General features: G+C 60.3%; 15 protein-coding genes. 6 read left to right on the top strand and 9 right to left on the bottom strand.

Annotation, left to right across the window (positions count from 1 at the left end):
* The first annotated feature begins 200 nt into the window (after positions 1 to 200).
* Positions 201 to 584: a hypothetical protein gene (locus NQL71_RS00750; RefSeq protein WP_046818284.1), complete on the top strand. Its 384-nt coding sequence runs from the start codon at positions 201 to 203 to the stop codon at positions 582 to 584.
* Positions 585 to 627: 43 nt separating this feature from the next.
* Here NQL71_RS00750 and fba read toward each other — a convergent pair whose 3' ends face one another.
* The 6 genes from fba to tkt all read right to left on the bottom strand — a co-directional run bounded on the left by fba (position 628) and on the right by tkt (position 7,009).
* Positions 628 to 1,692 carry a class II fructose-bisphosphate aldolase gene (fba, locus tag NQL71_RS00755; protein WP_019694035.1) on the bottom strand — a complete coding sequence of 355 codons (1,065 nt, stop codon included), beginning with the start codon at positions 1,690 to 1,692 and terminating at the stop codon, positions 628 to 630.
* Positions 1,693 to 1,941: 249 nt separating this feature from the next.
* Positions 1,942 to 2,274 (bottom strand): MliC family protein, encoded by a 333-nt coding sequence (locus NQL71_RS00760; RefSeq protein ID WP_077184664.1) that lies wholly within the window; start codon positions 2,272 to 2,274, stop codon positions 1,942 to 1,944.
* Between the two features lie 56 nt (positions 2,275 to 2,330).
* Positions 2,331 to 2,552 carry a hypothetical protein gene (locus tag NQL71_RS00765; protein ID WP_274642159.1) on the bottom strand — a complete coding sequence of 74 codons (222 nt, stop codon included), beginning with the start codon at positions 2,550 to 2,552 and terminating at the stop codon, positions 2,331 to 2,333.
* Positions 2,553 to 2,587: 35 nt separating this feature from the next.
* The gene (locus tag NQL71_RS00770; RefSeq protein WP_046818287.1) at positions 2,588 to 3,751 is read right to left on the bottom strand and encodes a phosphoglycerate kinase; all 1,164 of its coding nucleotides are present in this window, start codon (positions 3,749 to 3,751) and stop codon (positions 2,588 to 2,590) included.
* 26 nt (positions 3,752 to 3,777) lie between these two features.
* On the bottom strand, positions 3,778 to 4,833 hold the full coding sequence (gene epd / locus NQL71_RS00775) for an erythrose-4-phosphate dehydrogenase (RefSeq protein WP_046818288.1): 1,056 nt from the start codon (positions 4,831 to 4,833) through the stop codon (positions 3,778 to 3,780).
* 178 nt (positions 4,834 to 5,011) lie between these two features.
* Positions 5,012 to 7,009: a transketolase gene (gene tkt / locus NQL71_RS00780; protein ID WP_046818289.1), complete on the bottom strand. Its 1,998-nt coding sequence runs from the start codon at positions 7,007 to 7,009 to the stop codon at positions 5,012 to 5,014.
* A gap of 272 nt (positions 7,010 to 7,281) precedes the next feature.
* On the opposite strand from tkt, the gene NQL71_RS00785 reads away from it, so the two are divergent.
* The 4 genes from NQL71_RS00785 to NQL71_RS00800 all read left to right on the top strand — a co-directional run bounded on the left by NQL71_RS00785 (position 7,282) and on the right by NQL71_RS00800 (position 11,804).
* Entirely contained in the window at positions 7,282 to 8,277 is a 996-nt protein-coding gene (locus NQL71_RS00785; protein ID WP_077184669.1) for an ArsR/SmtB family transcription factor, read from the top strand.
* 18 nt (positions 8,278 to 8,295) lie between these two features.
* On the top strand, positions 8,296 to 9,486 hold the full coding sequence (gene metK, locus NQL71_RS00790; RefSeq protein ID WP_046818291.1) for a methionine adenosyltransferase: 1,191 nt from the start codon (positions 8,296 to 8,298) through the stop codon (positions 9,484 to 9,486).
* Between the two features lie 144 nt (positions 9,487 to 9,630).
* Positions 9,631 to 11,310 carry an NAD-dependent DNA ligase LigB gene (ligB, locus tag NQL71_RS00795; RefSeq protein WP_274642160.1) on the top strand — a complete coding sequence of 560 codons (1,680 nt, stop codon included), beginning with the start codon at positions 9,631 to 9,633 and terminating at the stop codon, positions 11,308 to 11,310.
* Between the two features lie 98 nt (positions 11,311 to 11,408).
* Positions 11,409 to 11,804, top strand: a complete 396-nt coding sequence (locus NQL71_RS00800; protein ID WP_046818293.1) for a DUF1090 domain-containing protein — start codon at positions 11,409 to 11,411, stop codon at positions 11,802 to 11,804.
* Positions 11,805 to 11,852: 48 nt separating this feature from the next.
* On the opposite strand, the gene NQL71_RS00805 is transcribed toward NQL71_RS00800, so the two are convergent.
* Positions 11,853 to 12,302 (bottom strand): c-type cytochrome, encoded by a 450-nt coding sequence (locus NQL71_RS00805; RefSeq protein ID WP_248685948.1) that lies wholly within the window; start codon positions 12,300 to 12,302, stop codon positions 11,853 to 11,855.
* Between the two features lie 128 nt (positions 12,303 to 12,430).
* Here NQL71_RS00805 and mltA point away from each other — a divergent pair, with 128 nt between their 5' ends.
* A complete protein-coding gene (gene mltA / locus NQL71_RS00810; protein WP_046818295.1) occupies positions 12,431 to 13,615 on the top strand; it encodes a murein transglycosylase A in 1,185 nt (394 codons plus the stop codon).
* Positions 13,616 to 13,723: 108 nt separating this feature from the next.
* Here the strand turns inward: mltA and NQL71_RS00815 are convergent, their stop codons facing one another.
* A complete protein-coding gene (locus NQL71_RS00815; protein WP_046818296.1) occupies positions 13,724 to 14,107 on the bottom strand; it encodes an MAPEG family protein in 384 nt (127 codons plus the stop codon).
* Between the two features lie 31 nt (positions 14,108 to 14,138).
* A complete protein-coding gene (locus tag NQL71_RS00820; protein ID WP_274642161.1) occupies positions 14,139 to 14,972 on the bottom strand; it encodes an EamA family transporter in 834 nt (277 codons plus the stop codon).
* Positions 14,973 to 15,029 lie beyond the last annotated feature (57 nt).

The following is a 15,029-nucleotide window of genomic DNA, read 5'->3' on the forward strand; positions in this document are numbered from 1 at the left end:
AACCCGCCGCCAGGCGGGTTTTTCATATAATTCAAAACGACAAATGCTTATTACCCATCATTGTTACCCACATAACAATATCGAATAAACAACTGTCATTTATGACAGGTGAATATTCGCCACGCCGAATTTATTCTTCATCGGCAACCCAACACATAGCTCTCCCTTGACGCCAGATCAAAGCAAAGGAATAAGACTCCATGAGTGCTAAGGAAGAGATCAACATGCTGGGATATATCACTGCCGCGTATAGCGCCACTGATAAAGCCGGAACTTCTTACGAATTGAATATCACTTCCAGCATCGACAGAAGTGGCGCCATGACAGGTACGTTACGTATTGGCGTTATTGACTACGTATTGGTCGGGGACTATCGGTTCAGAAATGCGAACGGCGTTCAAACCGACATCTACTTTGCCGGGTCAAACACCCGTGACCATAACGCACGCTCTGGTTACTTTATTCTCGAAGCCATTAATCGACGTTATGAGTCACTCAAGGGAAAACGCGTCTATAGCGATCCTCATACTCAGGCGCTCTACGTAGTCGATATAGAATTTTTCAGAAATACCGCTCTTCAATAAAAAAACCCGCCTAATGGCGGGTTTTTTATCAAGCACCTGAGGCTTAGTTGACCTTGGCGTTCAACTCACCTTTGAGGTAGCGCTGGAACATCGCTTCCAGGGAGATCGGCTTGATCTTCGAAGCGTTGCCTGCGGTACCGAAGGCTTCGTAACGGGCAATGCACACGTCGCGCATGGCAGTCACGGTGGCGCCGAAGAATTTACGTGGGTCGAATTCGCTCGGGTTGGTGGCCATCAGGCGACGCATGGCGCCGGTGGATGCCAGACGCAGGTCGGTGTCGATGTTGACCTTGCGCACGCCGTGCTTGATGCCCTCGACGATTTCTTCAACCGGTACGCCGTAGGTTTCTTTAATGTCGCCGCCGTACTGGTTGATGATCGCCAGCCACTCTTGCGGAACCGAAGACGAACCGTGCATGACCAGGTGAGTGTTCGGAATGCGCTTGTGGATCTCTTTGATACGGTCGATCGCCAACACGTCGCCGGTAGGCGGCTTGGTGAACTTGTAGGCGCCGTGGCTGGTGCCGATGGCGATGGCCAGGGCATCCACTTGAGTGCGCTTGACGAAGTCAGCGGCTTCTTCAGGGTCGGTCAGCATCTGGCTGTGATCCAGGACGCCTTCGGCGCCGATGCCGTCTTCTTCACCGGCCATGCCGGTTTCCAGCGAACCCAGGCAGCCCAATTCGCCTTCTACCGATACGCCGCAGGCGTGAGCCATGGCCACGGTTTGTTGGGTGACGCGTACGTTGTAGTCGTAGTCGGTCGGGGTCTTGCCGTCTTCGCCCAGGGAACCGTCCATCATTACCGAGCTGAAGCCCAGCTGGATGGAACGCTGGCAGACGTCAGGGCTGGTGCCGTGGTCCTGGTGCATGCACACCGGGATATGCGGGAATTCTTCGATTGCCGCCAGGATCAGGTGACGCAGGAACGGTGCGCCAGCGTATTTGCGAGCACCGGCCGAAGCCTGGACGATCACCGGGGAGTCAGTCTTGTCAGCGGCTTCCATGATGGCGCGCATCTGCTCAAGGTTGTTGACGTTGAAGGCTGGAACGCCGTAGCCGAACTCGGCTGCGTGGTCCAACATCTGGCGCATGCTGATAAGTGCCATTGTGTGTTTCTCTCCCGGTTTGGGTCGTTAATCGTGCCAGCCTGCCGTAGCGGCGGCGGCTATTCAAGTTATTGCAGATCGGGGGTTGGTCCGGGCTGCGAATTCGGTGGAGCAAAATCTCAAGAACTACAGAGAACCCTGTGGGAGCAGGCTTGCTCGCGAATGCGATTTAACATCCAGCATCAATGCAAGCTGAACCACCGCTTTCGCGAGCAAGCCCGCTCCCACATCAGGTCCGTGGTATGTCAGTTACAGCGCCTTACAGCCACGGCCAATCAAATCATTGGTGGCGACCCAGTAGACCAGGCCTTCCTCACCTTTTATGTGAAACGCCAGCATGTTGTCGCTGTACAGCGAACCCGACGCGCCCGGTTCCTGCTTCAGGCGATGGACCTGATCGGCCCCGCCCAGGCGCACGTCGACCTCGTTGCGGCTGTCGTCGGTGTAGCGCCAGACCACTTTGGCCTGGCTGTCGCAGACCCAGGTGGTCCAGTCATCCGCCGGGGTGGACGACTGGAACGGGTTCCAGTTGGCGCACCCGCCCAGCACTGCCAGCGCCGTGATGGCGATAAAACCTTTCATCCGTGTCCCTCGACTGACGGCAAACGCCGCCAGCCCTGAGTAAAGAGTCAGACCCGTCAAGGACAACCATGTTCCTTGGTGGGGGCCTGTGTCTCGTATTTGTCCAGGCCATCAGGTCCGGAACGCTTGTTGAGCACCGGGTTGGTTTCCGCCTGCCAGTCGGCCTGGTAGCAACCGTTCTTTGGCGCCGACGGTCCGGGGTCCGGCGTGGCTTTGGGATTACTCCCGCAAGCCGCCAGCAATCCCGCGACGATCAACAGCGCTAAGGTCTTGACCATTTGAACACTCCCTTGCCTGGTCAAACGGGCGACCCTCAGGCCTTCGCCCGGCTTTCCAGGACTTCAACGGCTGGCAACACCTTGCCTTCGACGAACTCCAGGAACGCGCCGCCGCCGGTAGAAATGTAGGAGATTTGCTCGGCAACGCCATATTTATCGATGGCCGCCAGGGTGTCGCCGCCGCCAGCAATGGAGAAAGCCGCGCTGTCCGCGATGGCCTGGGCCAGCACTTTGGTGCCGTTACCGAACTGGTCGAACTCAAACACCCCGACCGGGCCGTTCCACAGGATGGTCTTCGACGATTTCAGCAGGTCGGCAAAGTTAGCCGCCGTCTGTGGACCAATGTCCAGGATCATGTCGTCAGCGGCTACATCGGCGATCAACTTCACAGTGGCCGTCGCGCTTTCCGCGAATTCCTTGGCGACCACTACGTCCACTGGCAGCGGCACGCTGACCTTGGCCGCGATGGCGCGAGCGGTGTCCAGCAAGTCCGGCTCGTACAGGGATTTGCCGACCGGGTGACCTGCAGCCGCCAGGAAGGTGTTGGCGATACCGCCGCCGACGATCAACTGGTCGCAGATCTGGCTCAGGCTGTTGAGCACATCAAGCTTGGTCGAGACCTTGGAACCGGCCACGATGGCAGCCATCGGCTGGGCCGGAGCGCCGAGCGCCTTGCCCAACGCGTCCAGTTCGGCAGCCAGCAGCGGGCCTGCAGCAGCAACCTTGGCGAACTTGGCCACGCCATGGGTCGAACCTTCGGCACGGTGCGCGGTGCCGAAGGCGTCCATCACGAACACGTCGCACAGGGCCGCATATTGCTTGGCCAGGTCGTCGGCATTCTTCTTCTCGCCTTTGTTGAAGCGAACGTTTTCGAACAGCACGATGTCGCCGGCTTTCACGTCAACACCGCCCAGGTAATCAGCCACCAGCGGCACTTCGCGACCCAGAGCCTTGCTCAGGTAGTCGGCGACAGGCTTGAGGCTGTTCTCGGCCGAGAACTCGCCTTCGGTCGGACGGCCAAGGTGCGAGCAGACCATCACGGCCGCGCCTTTTTCCAGGGCCAGCTTGATGGTCGGCAGCGAAGCCAGGATTCGCGCATCGCTAGTGACAACACCGTCCTTGACTGGGACGTTGAGGTCTTCGCGAATCAGTACGCGCTTACCTTGCAGATCGAGGTCGGACATCTTCAACACGGTCATTGGTCGCATTTCCTGAGTAGCTGTTCTTAGAGAGCAGGTTTTGTAGAGGCTGTATGCAGATAGTGTTCCGCAACATCCAGCATTCGGTTGGCAAAACCCCATTCGTTGTCGAACCAGGCCAGGATGTTCACCAGCCTTGGGCCGGAAACTCGAGTCTGACTGGCATCGACGATCGCCGAATGTGGGTCGTGGTTGAAATCACAGCTTGCATGGGGAAGCTCGGTGTAGGCCAACAGACCTTTGAGCGGGCCGCTAGTAGCCGCCTCGCGCAGGATCCGGTTGACCTCGGCGGCGTCGGTATCGCTCACGGTCTGCATCGTGATGTCGAGGCAAGACACGTTAACCGTCGGCACACGTACGGCTTTGGCCTGAATTCGCCCGGCAAGTTCCGGCAGCAGGCGTTCAATGCCACGCGCCAGACCAGTGGACACCGGAATCACCGACTGAAACGCCGAACGGGTGCGGCGCAGGTCTTCGTGATGGTAGGCATCGATCACCGGCTGGTCGTTCATGGCCGAATGGATGGTGGTGATCGACACGTACTCAAGACCGATGGCCTGGTCCAGCAGTCGCAACAGCGGCACGCCGCAGTTGGTGGTGCAGGAGGCGTTGGACACCAGCAGCTCCTCGCCGGTCAGGCAACCCTGGTTCACGCCGTAGACAATGGTGGCGTCGACATCCGCCTCGCTGGCCATCGGCTGGGAAAACAGCACCCGCGGCGCGCCGGCGTCGAGGAACCGTTGGCCGTCTTCGCGAGTGTGGTAGGCGCCGGAGCATTCCAGCACCAGATCGACGCCCAACGACGCCCAATCGATGCCTTCGGGAGTGGCACTGCGCAGGACCTTCACGCAATCGCCATTAATATGCAGACAATCGCCATCGACCTTCACTTCACCGGGAAAACGCCCGTGGGTGGAGTCGAAGCGTGTCAGGTATTCGATACTGGCCATGTCGGCCAGGTCGTTGATCGCGACAATTTCAAACCCGGCCTTTTCGCCTCGCTCGAACAACGCACGCAAGACGCAACGACCAATCCGGCCGTAGCCGTTGAGTGCAACTTTGTAGGGACGCGGTTGAGGCATGGGGTTCTCGATAGACGCAGTCAGACGAAATTCTTATGTGCAACTCGCCCACTGTAGGAGCTGGCTTGCCTGCGAATGGGCCCTCAGATTCAACGATGCTGTCGACTGAAAAGACGCCTTCGCTGGCAAGCCAGCTCCTAAAGGGGACGGCGGCGGTGTTGAAACCGCCGCGTTTTGCTTAGTCTTCCAGCAGCTCTTCAGCCTGACCCAGGATGTTTTCCAGGGTGAAGCCGAACTCTTCGAACAAGGCCGGCGCAGGCGCCGACTCGCCGTAGGTGGTCATGCCGATTACGCGACCTTCCAGGCCCACGTACTTGTACCAGTAGTCGGCGATGGACGCCTCGATGGCGATACGGGCGCTGACCTGCAACGGCAGGACCGATTGCTTGTAGCCGGCGTCCTGAGCATCGAACACGCTGGTGCACGGCATGGAAACCACACGCACCTTGCGGCCCTGCTCGGTCAGTTTGTCGAAGGCCTGGACGGCCAGACCCACTTCGGAACCGGTGGCGATCAGGATCAGCTCAGGCTCGCCTGCACAGTCCTTGAGCACGTAGCCACCGCGGCTGATGTCGGCAATCTGCCCGGCATCACGGGTTTGGTGCTGCAGGTTCTGACGCGAAAAGATCAGTGCCGAAGGACCGTCTTTACGCTCCAGCGCATACTTCCAGCACACCGCCGATTCAACGGCATCGGCCGGACGCCAGGTGTCGAGGTTCGGCGTGCAGCGCAGGCTGGCCAGTTGCTCGATTGGCTGGTGAGTCGGGCCGTCTTCGCCCAGACCGATGGAGTCGTGGGTGTAGACGTGGATCACGCGCTGCTTCATCAGGGCCGACATGCGTACCGCGTTGCGCGCGTATTCCATGAACATCAGGAAGGTCGCGCCGTAAGGCACCAGGCCGCCGTGCAGGGCAACGCCGTTCATGATCGCGGTCATGCCGAACTCGCGCACGCCGTAGTACATGTAGTTGCCGCTGGCGTCGTCGGCGGTGACGCCTTTGCAACCTTTCCACAGGGTCAGGTTGGAACCGGCCAGGTCAGCCGAACCTCCGAGGAACTCAGGCAACAGCGGGCCGAACGCGTTCAGGGCGTTCTGGCTGGCTTTACGGCTGGCAATGGTTTCGCCCTTGGCGGCCACTTCGGCGATGTAGGCCGCGGCTTTTTCGCTGAAGTCAGCCGGCAGTTCACCGCTCAGACGACGGATCAGTTCGTTGGCTTCGGTCGGGAAGGCAGCGGAGTAGGCGGCAAAACGCTGGTCCCATTCGGCTTCGACCGCGCGACCGGCTTCTTTGGCGTCCCACTCGGCGTAGATGTCGGCCGGGATTTCGAACGGGCCGTGATTCCACTTCAGCGCCGCACGGGTCAGGGCGATTTCCGCGTCTCCCAGCGGAGCGCCGTGGCAGTCTTCCTTGCCTTGTTTGTTCGGCGAACCGAAGCCGATGGTGGTCTTGCAGCAGATCAGGGTCGGCTGCGGGCTCTTGCGCGCGGTCTCGATCGCGATCTTGATCTCTTCCGGGTCATGACCGTCGACGTTGCGGATCACTTGCCAGTTGTAGGATTCGAAGCGCTTTGGCGTGTCATCGGTGAACCAGCCTTCGACTTCACCGTCGATGGAGATGCCGTTGTCATCGTAGAAGGCGATCAGTTTGCCCAGGCCCAGGGTACCGGCCAGGGAGCTGACTTCGTGGGAGATGCCTTCCATCATGCAGCCATCACCCAGGAATACGTAGGTGTGGTGGTCGACGATGTTGTGGCCGGGACGGTTGAACTGCGCCGCCATGACTTTTTCAGCCAGGGCGAAGCCCACGGCATTGGCCAGGCCTTGGCCCAGTGGACCGGTGGTGGTCTCGACGCCTGGGGTATAGCCGAATTCCGGGTGACCCGGGGTACGGCTGTGCAGTTGGCGGAACTGTTTCAGGTCATCGATCGACAGGTCGTAGCCGGTCAGGTGCAGCAACGAGTAGATCAGCATCGAGCCGTGACCATTGGACAGCACGAAGCGGTCACGGTCGGCGAACGATGGATTGCTCGGGTTGTGCTTGAGGTAGTCGCGCCAAAGCACCTCGGCGATATCCGCCATACCCATAGGGGCACCGGGATGGCCGCTGTTGGCTTTTTGCACGGCATCCATGCTGAGGGCACGAATGGCGTTGGCACGCTCACGACGGCTAGGCATCGCTGTTCTCCTGCGGGTTCTGAATCGAGAGTGATAAAAATGAAACGGAAAAAAGGCGAGCATTTTCCCTCACACGGACGCCTCGGGGCAATGACAGAAAGTCATCTGGAGGCGTTTTTCCCATGCTTGTTGACGGAATAGACGGGTGAAACCTTTCCGCTCTTGGTTTGTAGAGTTAACCAGTTCGTGAGAAGTGCCATCTATCGATCAATATCAAAACTTTTTGATATTGATCTTGCGATGCTTCCGGCGCGTGACTAGACTGCCGGCCTATGAATTTACGTGCGCCCTCCATTCGCCAGGACGATTGTGATGAGCTGGCAGCCTTGTGCAAGGCCGGCGGCGATCCCTTGCGCCTGAATGTCTTGCGCGCACTGACCAACGATTCGTTCGGCGTATTGGAACTGGCGCAGATCTTCGGCATAGGCCAATCAGGCATGAGTCATCACCTCAAGGTGCTGGCCCAAGCCGACCTGGTCGCCACCCGCCGTGAAGGCAATGCGATTTTCTACCGTCGCGCCCTGCCCCACACCGAGTTGCCGGGGGGCAAACTGCACGCGGCCCTGCTCGAAGAAGTCGACAACCTGACCCTGCCTGCCGACGTGCAGATGCGGATCACTCAGGTACACAAGCAACGCGAGGCCGCCAGCCAGGACTTTTTCTCACGGGTCGCCGAGAAATTTCGCGCCCAGCAGGACTTGATCGCCGGCCTGGCGCAGTACCGCGAAAGCGTGGTGGCCCTGCTCGACAAACTGAGCTTTGGCAGCGCTGCCACGGCAATCGAGGTCGGCCCCGGCGACGGTGCCTTCCTGCCGGAACTGGCGCGGCGCTTCACCCAGGTCACGGCACTGGACAATAGCCAGGCCATGCTCGAACTGGCGCGCCAGGTGTGCGAACGCGATTCGCTGACTAACGTTAACCTGCAACTGGCCGATGCCCTGAACGGCGTCAGTCTGAAGGCCGATTGCGTTGTACTGAACATGGTGCTGCATCACTTTGCCGCGCCGGCCGATGCGCTCAAGCACATGGCCAATTTGTTGCACCCAGGCGGCAGCCTGTTGGTAACAGAATTATGCAGCCACAACCAGAGTTGGGCCAAGGAGGCCTGCGGTGATCTCTGGCTGGGGTTTGAACAGGACGATCTGGCCCGTTGGGCCACCGCTGCGGGGCTCGTCCCCGGAGAAAGCCTCTATGTAGGCTTACGTAATGGTTTCCAGATCCAGGTCCGCCATTTTCAGCGGTCGGCTGGCGACACTCACCATCGGTAATTTCAGGAAAACATCGAGATGAGCGAATACTCCCTTTTCACCTCCGAGTCCGTGTCTGAAGGGCATCCGGACAAAATCGCCGACCAGATTTCTGATGCGGTGCTGGACGCCATCATCGCTGAAGACAAGTTCGCCCGCGTGGCGTGCGAGACTCTGGTGAAAACCGGCGTAGCGATCATCGCTGGCGAAGTCACCACCTCGGCCTGGGTTGACCTGGAGCAGATCGTACGTGACGTCATCACCGACATCGGCTACACCAGTTCCGACGTCGGCTTCGACGGCGCGACCTGCGGTGTGATGAACATCATCGGCAAGCAGTCCCCTGACATCAACCAGGGTGTCGACCGCGCCAAGCCTGAAGATCAGGGTGCCGGCGACCAGGGCCTGATGTTCGGCTACGCCAGCAACGAAACCGACGTGCTGATGCCCGCGCCGATCACGTTCTCGCACCAGCTTGTACAAAGGCAAGCCGAAGCCCGCAAGTCGGGCCTGCTGCCGTGGCTGCGTCCGGACGCCAAGTCCCAGGTCACCTGCCGTTACGAAGGCGGCAAGGTCGTGGGTATCGACGCAGTTGTCCTGTCGACCCAGCACAACCCGGACGTGTCGTACAAAGATCTGCGCGAAGCCGTGATGGAGCTGATCGTCAAGCACGTCCTGCCTGCCGAACTGCTGAGCAAGGACACGCAGTTCCACATCAACCCGACCGGCCAGTTCATCATCGGTGGCCCGGTAGGTGACTGCGGCCTGACCGGCCGCAAGATCATCGTCGACAGCTACGGCGGCATGGCCCGCCACGGCGGCGGCGCGTTCTCCGGCAAGGATCCATCCAAGGTTGACCGTTCGGCCGCCTACGCCGGTCGTTACGTGGCCAAGAACATCGTCGCTGCCGGCCTGGCCGAGCGTTGCGAAATCCAGGTGTCCTACGCCATTGGCGTCGCCCAGCCGACCTCGATCTCGCTGAACACGTTCGGCACCGGCAAGATCAGCGATGACAAGATCGTCAAACTGGTCCGAGAAGTGTTCGACCTGCGTCCATACGCGATCACCACCATGCTTGACCTGCTGCACCCGATGTACCAGGAAACCGCTGCGTACGGCCACTTCGGTCGCACCCCGGCCACCAAGACGGTTGGCGAAGACACCTTCACCACCTTCACCTGGGAAAAAACCGACCGCGCCGAGCACCTGCGCACCGCCGCCGGTCTGTAAGTCTTCCCAGTGGTACCCGAAACCCCGCACGGTTCGCCGTGCGGGGTTTTTTCATGCCTGGAAACAAGCCGAAAAACAGCCACCAACCCAGCCGCCCACCACTGGCTAACCTTCAGGCACCTCCATTGAGCAAGGAAGCTCACAATGCTGCCCCGCCTGCTGACCGGTTTACTCCTCACCTTCCTGTGCCTGGGCACTGCTGCTGGCGAATGCCCCACCTGGCCGTCCGCCCGTGCCGCGCAGGAAATCGCCGCACTGCAAAAGCAGATCGACCAATGGGATGACAGCTATCACCGTGAAGGCCGCTCACTGATCGCCGACGAACTCTACGATCAATCCTTGGCACGCCTGACCCAATGGCGGCAATGTTTCAGCCTGGGTGCCGCCGCCGACCCACTGCGCAGCGCGACCGGCCCGCTGGTCCACCCGGTGCCGCATACCGGACTGGAAAAGCTGCGGGACGCTCGCGCCGTTGACACATGGCTGCGTGATCGCACGGATGTCTGGGCGCAGCCCAAGGTCGACGGCGTGGCCGTGACCCTCGTGTACCGCGAAGGTCTGCTGGTGCAGGCGATCAGTCGCGGCGACGGCGTGCAGGGCCAGGACTGGACCACCTCGGCGCGCCAGATCGCCGCCATTCCCCAACGCCTGTCGGAGCTACAGGACCTGGTGGTTCAGGGCGAACTCTACTGGCGCCTGACTGACCATGTGCAAGCCAGCGCCGGCAGCCTCAACTCCCGCGGCACGGTCGCCGGCTTGATGGCGCGCAAGACGTTGAGCATCGAGCAGGCCGAGGGAATCGGCCTGTTTGCCTGGGAATGGCCGCACGGACCGACGAGCTTGCCAGCCCGTATCGCGGAACTGGAAAAACTGGGGTTCACCGGTACCGCGCAGTACACCCAGGCCATCACTTCGCTGGCCGACGTCGAACGTTGGCGTGATCACTGGTACCGCTCGCCCCTGCCATTTGCCAGCGACGGAATTGTCCTGCGCCAGGAGCAGCGCCCGCCTGCCGAGCGCTGGCAGGCAAAAGCACCGTATTGGATCGTTGCCTGGAAGTATCCGTTCGCCCAGACACTGGCCGAGGTGCGCAAGGTTCACTTCCAGATTGGCCGCACGGGAAGGATCACCCCCGTGCTGGAGTTGACGCCGGTGACCCTTGATGACCAGCAGATCAAGCGCGTCAGCGTGAGCTCCCTGCACCGTTGGCAAACCCTGGATATTCGTCCGGGCGACCAGGTGGCCATCAGCCTGGCCGGGCTGACCATTCCCAGGCTCGATGGCGTGGTGCTGCGCAGTACCGAACGCGCGGAAATGCACGTGCCGCTGGCGGCCGACTTCCATCCCTTGAGCTGTTGGCAGCCGACCCCGGGATGCAAAAGCCAGTTTCTCGCGCGCCTGACCTGGCTCAGCGGCAAGCACGGATTGGCCCTGCCCCATGTAGGCCCCGGCACCTGGGAAAAACTTCTTGAAACAGGTCGCCTGAACAGCCTGTTGGATTGGTTGACCCTCGATGCCCAAGAGCTTGCTAACATTGACGGTTTCGGCGAGCGCGGCGCTGCCCGGCTGGCCAGTAGTTTCGACAGTGCCCGGCAACGCCCATTCGACCGCTGGCTCAAAGCCCTGGGCATGCCGCCGGCCGGTAAGGCGCATCTCGGTGATTCATGGCGGGAGCTGGCGCAACGGGATATCGAACAATGGCAAGCCCAACCTGACATCGGACCAGGGCGCGCGGCGCAATTGAGCGCATTTTTTCGCGACCCGCAGGTCCTGGCCCTGAGTGAAACACTGCGACTGGCCGCCATGGATGGATTTCAATTTTAGCCCCGGTGGTGCCGCGCGCCCGGGAACCCAATAGTCCCGATGGGCTCAAACATGCCATCGCTGCATCGATACGGATGCCTTTTTCACCTGGAGCTTTTATGAAATTTCTTCCACCGCTGGTCCTGTTGACCCTTTGCAGCGTAATCGCCACTCCATTGATGGCAGTTGAAGACGCCCCGGGCCTGACCGGTTGCGCAGCCAAGAAACAAGGCATCATGAATCAGATCGAACTGGCCAAATCCCACGGCAATGCCGACCAACAGGCCGGACTGGAGAAAGCCTTGAGCGAGGTCAGCGCCAATTGCACTGATGCCTCGCTGAAGAAAGAACGGGAAAACAAGGTGCTCGACGCCAAGCACGAAGTCAGCAAGCGTCAGGCCGACCTCGACAAAGCCATGAAGCAAGGCGACGCCGAGAAGATCAACAAGCGCAAGGACAAACTCGCCGAGTCCCGCAAGGAGTTGCAGGAAGCGGTGGACGAGCTGGACAGGTAAGAGCTGGCTTGCCAGCGAAGCTTTTAGCGCCCTCAAGGCCCCTAAAGGTCAATGATCGCGAAATTCCTTATGGCACGCACTGCAGGCATCTTCGACCTTCTGTACCGCCGGCCCCAGGTTACTGGCCTTGTAGGGTTGAACCTGGCTGGCGATCACCAGTTCGCCGGTGGCGGCCTCGAGGTTGCGAGCCATCTGCTCAAAGCGTGCCTGCTTCTCCCAGACGTCACTCTTGGCGCTGGTATGGTCTTCTTCACGCACCTGCGGGAAATGTTTCCACGGCTCATGGGACAGCGCATCGAGTTTCACCGCGCCCTCGGCAAACTTGGGGCCATCGAATGCAATACGGCCACGCAGCATGCCGCCCAGGTCTTCAGCGGTCTTGAGCATCTGTTTGAAAATGGCCTTGCGCTGACCGAGGGGCGAGTTGGGATCGACGCCGCCACAGGCGGACAGCGTCAGGCAGGCCAGCAATACAACAGAAAGTCTTTTAAGAGTCATGGTGGCTTCAGGTCGCGGAAAACGTCGGCCAGTATCCTCGCGTCACCGGCAAACACCAATACCCCTATTATCAATACGGGTTGCATGAGCGCGCACGACACTCAGGCAACCGGCAAAGGAATTACTTCATGAACAGCCGTATCAAGGCCTGGTGTCACCCCCTGGCCTGGACGCTTCCGATCGTGGCCGTGCTCGCAGGCTGCACCGGCGGCGAAGACAAACAACCGAAGACCCACGCACTGGCCACCTACTCCAGCGCCACCTGGGAAGCGTTGCCAGCAGTCTCCGACAGCGACCTCGTCGCCGGTTTCGGCTCGTGGCGCAGCGCCTGCACCCGGCTCAAGGCCGACCCGGTCTGGGGCGGCACCTGCGCAGCGGCGGCCAACGTACCGCAGAGCGCCAATGACATTCGCGGTTTCCTCAAGCAGAACCTGGATGTCTACGGCCTGCGCGCCGCCAATGACAATCCCAACGGCCTGATCACTGGCTACTACGAACCGGTCTACCCTGGCAGCCTGACCCAAACCGCAGCGGCGAACATCCCGGTGTATGGCGTGCCGGAAGACATGATCATCGTCTCACTGGACAGCATCTACCCGGAACTCAAGGGCAAACGCCTGCGCGGTCGACTTGAAGGCCGCGTGCTCAAGCCGTATGACGATGCCGCAACCATCGAGAGCAACGGGGTCAAGGCACCCGTGGTGGCCTGGTTGACCGACCCGATGAACCTGCAATTCCTGCAGATCCAGGGTTCGGGTCGCATCCAGCTCGACAGCGGCCGGCAATTGCGCATTGCCTACGCCGACCAGAATGGTCACCCCTACCGACCCATAGGACGTTGGCTGGTGGAGCAAGGCGAGTTGAAGAAAGAAGACGTGACCATGGGCGCCATCAGCAACTGGGCCAAGGCCAATCCTTCGCGCATTCCTGAACTGCTCGGCAGCAACCCGAGCTATGTGTTTTTTACCCGTAACCCGGATAGCAACGAAGGGCCGCGCGGCTCGCTGAACGTGCCGCTGACGGCGGGTTACAGCGCGGCAGTGGATCGCAAGGTCATTCCGCTGGGCAGTTTGTTGTGGCTGTCCACCACCAAACCCGACGGTACCGCCCTGGTACGCCCGGTGGCGGCACAGGATACCGGCGGCGCGATTGCCGGCGAGGTTCGTGCGGATCTGTTCTGGGGCACCGGCGAGGCGGCCGGGCAACTGGCGGGGGACATGAAGCAGCAAGGGCAGATCTGGATGCTATGGCCCAAAGGCGCGGCGCTGCCACAGGTGCCGCAGGTGGCGGATACGGCCAACACCAAGCCTTGATATTCGCTGTGACTGATCGATAGCTATCGCGAGCAGGCTCGCTCCTACAGGGATCAGTGTGGGAGCGAGCCTGCTCGCGATGAGGCCAGTAAAAACGCCGAACTTCTTTCAGGCAGAGACGACAAAAAAGCTGACGATCAACCCCATCCCCACAAACCACGCCAGCGATCGCAAAATCGCCAGGTCGGCCAGATAGAAAATGATGTAGAGCAGTCGACTGGTGATGAACAACACCGACAGCACATTGAGCGTCACCAGCTCCGCATTGCCAGCCAGGTGCGCCACGATCACGGCGGCCGCGAACGCCGGGGTCACTTCAAAACTGTTCAGTTGCGCCGCATGCGCGCGCCTGGCCAAACCATTGAGCGACTCGAGAAAGTCACGGGGATCATGATTGTCACTCAGACGAAACCCGCCACTGGCCTTGGCGATGCCTGTACAGACATAAGGCAGAATAATCGCGATCAAAATGCACCACAGAGCAACCGTCATAAAGCATTCCCTTCTTCACGTTTCAGAACAATCAGAATTTCATCACCAGCATGCCAACCAGCACCAGCCCACAGGCTAAGAGCCGTGGCCCGCCGAAAGGTTCTTTCAGGTAACGCATGCCGAACAGCACCACCAATATCACGCTGATCTCGCGCAAGGCAGCCGCTTCAGCAGTCGAGCCCAGCTGCATGGCCCACAGCACCAGAGCGTAGCTGAACAACACGCAGAATCCGACCGCCAGGCCCAGCCGCCATTGCTCGCGCCAGAACAACTTGAAGGCCGGCCGCTTGCGAACCCAGGCCAGCAAAGGAAACGGCCAGGCACTGAGCAACGTCACCCAGACCAAGTAATCCAGTGGGTGTGACCAGCGTCGCAAGGCCTGGCCGTCGATGAACGTGTAGCAACCGATGCACAGGCCGATCAGCGCCACCACCGGCAGCATCGACCACGGCAAGTGCGCACCGCCGCCCCCCTGCCAGAGCAGGCAAAGCATGCCGAGCGGGATCAGCAGGATCCCGAATATCTGCTGATAGGTCAGCACTTCCCCGGCAAAAATCAGCGTCAGCGCCAACACCACCAGCGGCGACAGACCCCGCATCAGTGGATAGACCAGCCCGAGGTCGCCGACCCGATAAGCCTGGATCAGCAAATAGCGGTAGAGCAACTCGAACGCTGCCGAGGCGAGAATCCACGGCCAGATTTCCAGTGGTGGCAGCTCCACAAACGGCAGCATGAGCGCGACGAAAAGCAACGCCACGCTGTCCATGCAGGCCACCACCAGCAACCGCTCGGCACTGAACTTGATCAGGGTATTCCACGCCGCATGCAGCAACGCCGCCACCAACACCAACGCCGTCGCAAGCACGGCCTACTCCTTTTAATTGATTCGCCATATGTCAGCAGCTGTTTATACTGCAACCGA

The sequence above is a fragment of the Pseudomonas serbica genome (assembly GCF_028823535.1).
In the GTDB taxonomy this organism is placed as follows: domain Bacteria; phylum Pseudomonadota; class Gammaproteobacteria; order Pseudomonadales; family Pseudomonadaceae; genus Aquipseudomonas; species Aquipseudomonas serbica.

Bases quoted from the DNA above. Each gene is read 5' to 3' on its own strand.
- NQL71_RS00750 (WP_046818284.1), top strand. From the start codon at position 201: ATGAGTGCTAAGGAAGAGATCAACATGCTGGGATATATCACTGCCGCG.
- fba (WP_019694035.1), bottom strand. From the start codon at position 1,692: ATGGCACTTATCAGCATGCGCCAGATGTTGGACCACGCAGCCGAGTTC.
- NQL71_RS00760 (WP_077184664.1), bottom strand. From the start codon at position 2,274: ATGAAAGGTTTTATCGCCATCACGGCGCTGGCAGTGCTGGGCGGGTGC.
- NQL71_RS00765 (WP_274642159.1), bottom strand. From the start codon at position 2,552: ATGGTCAAGACCTTAGCGCTGTTGATCGTCGCGGGATTGCTGGCGGCT.
- NQL71_RS00770 (WP_046818287.1), bottom strand. From the start codon at position 3,751: ATGACCGTGTTGAAGATGTCCGACCTCGATCTGCAAGGTAAGCGCGTA.
- epd (WP_046818288.1), bottom strand. From the start codon at position 4,833: ATGCCTCAACCGCGTCCCTACAAAGTTGCACTCAACGGCTACGGCCGG.
- tkt (WP_046818289.1), bottom strand. From the start codon at position 7,009: ATGCCTAGCCGTCGTGAGCGTGCCAACGCCATTCGTGCCCTCAGCATG.
- NQL71_RS00785 (WP_077184669.1), top strand. From the start codon at position 7,282: ATGAATTTACGTGCGCCCTCCATTCGCCAGGACGATTGTGATGAGCTG.
- metK (WP_046818291.1), top strand. From the start codon at position 8,296: ATGAGCGAATACTCCCTTTTCACCTCCGAGTCCGTGTCTGAAGGGCAT.
- ligB (WP_274642160.1), top strand. From the start codon at position 9,631: ATGCTGCCCCGCCTGCTGACCGGTTTACTCCTCACCTTCCTGTGCCTG.
- NQL71_RS00800 (WP_046818293.1), top strand. From the start codon at position 11,409: ATGAAATTTCTTCCACCGCTGGTCCTGTTGACCCTTTGCAGCGTAATC.
- NQL71_RS00805 (WP_248685948.1), bottom strand. From the start codon at position 12,302: ATGACTCTTAAAAGACTTTCTGTTGTATTGCTGGCCTGCCTGACGCTG.
- mltA (WP_046818295.1), top strand. From the start codon at position 12,431: ATGAACAGCCGTATCAAGGCCTGGTGTCACCCCCTGGCCTGGACGCTT.
- NQL71_RS00815 (WP_046818296.1), bottom strand. From the start codon at position 14,107: ATGACGGTTGCTCTGTGGTGCATTTTGATCGCGATTATTCTGCCTTAT.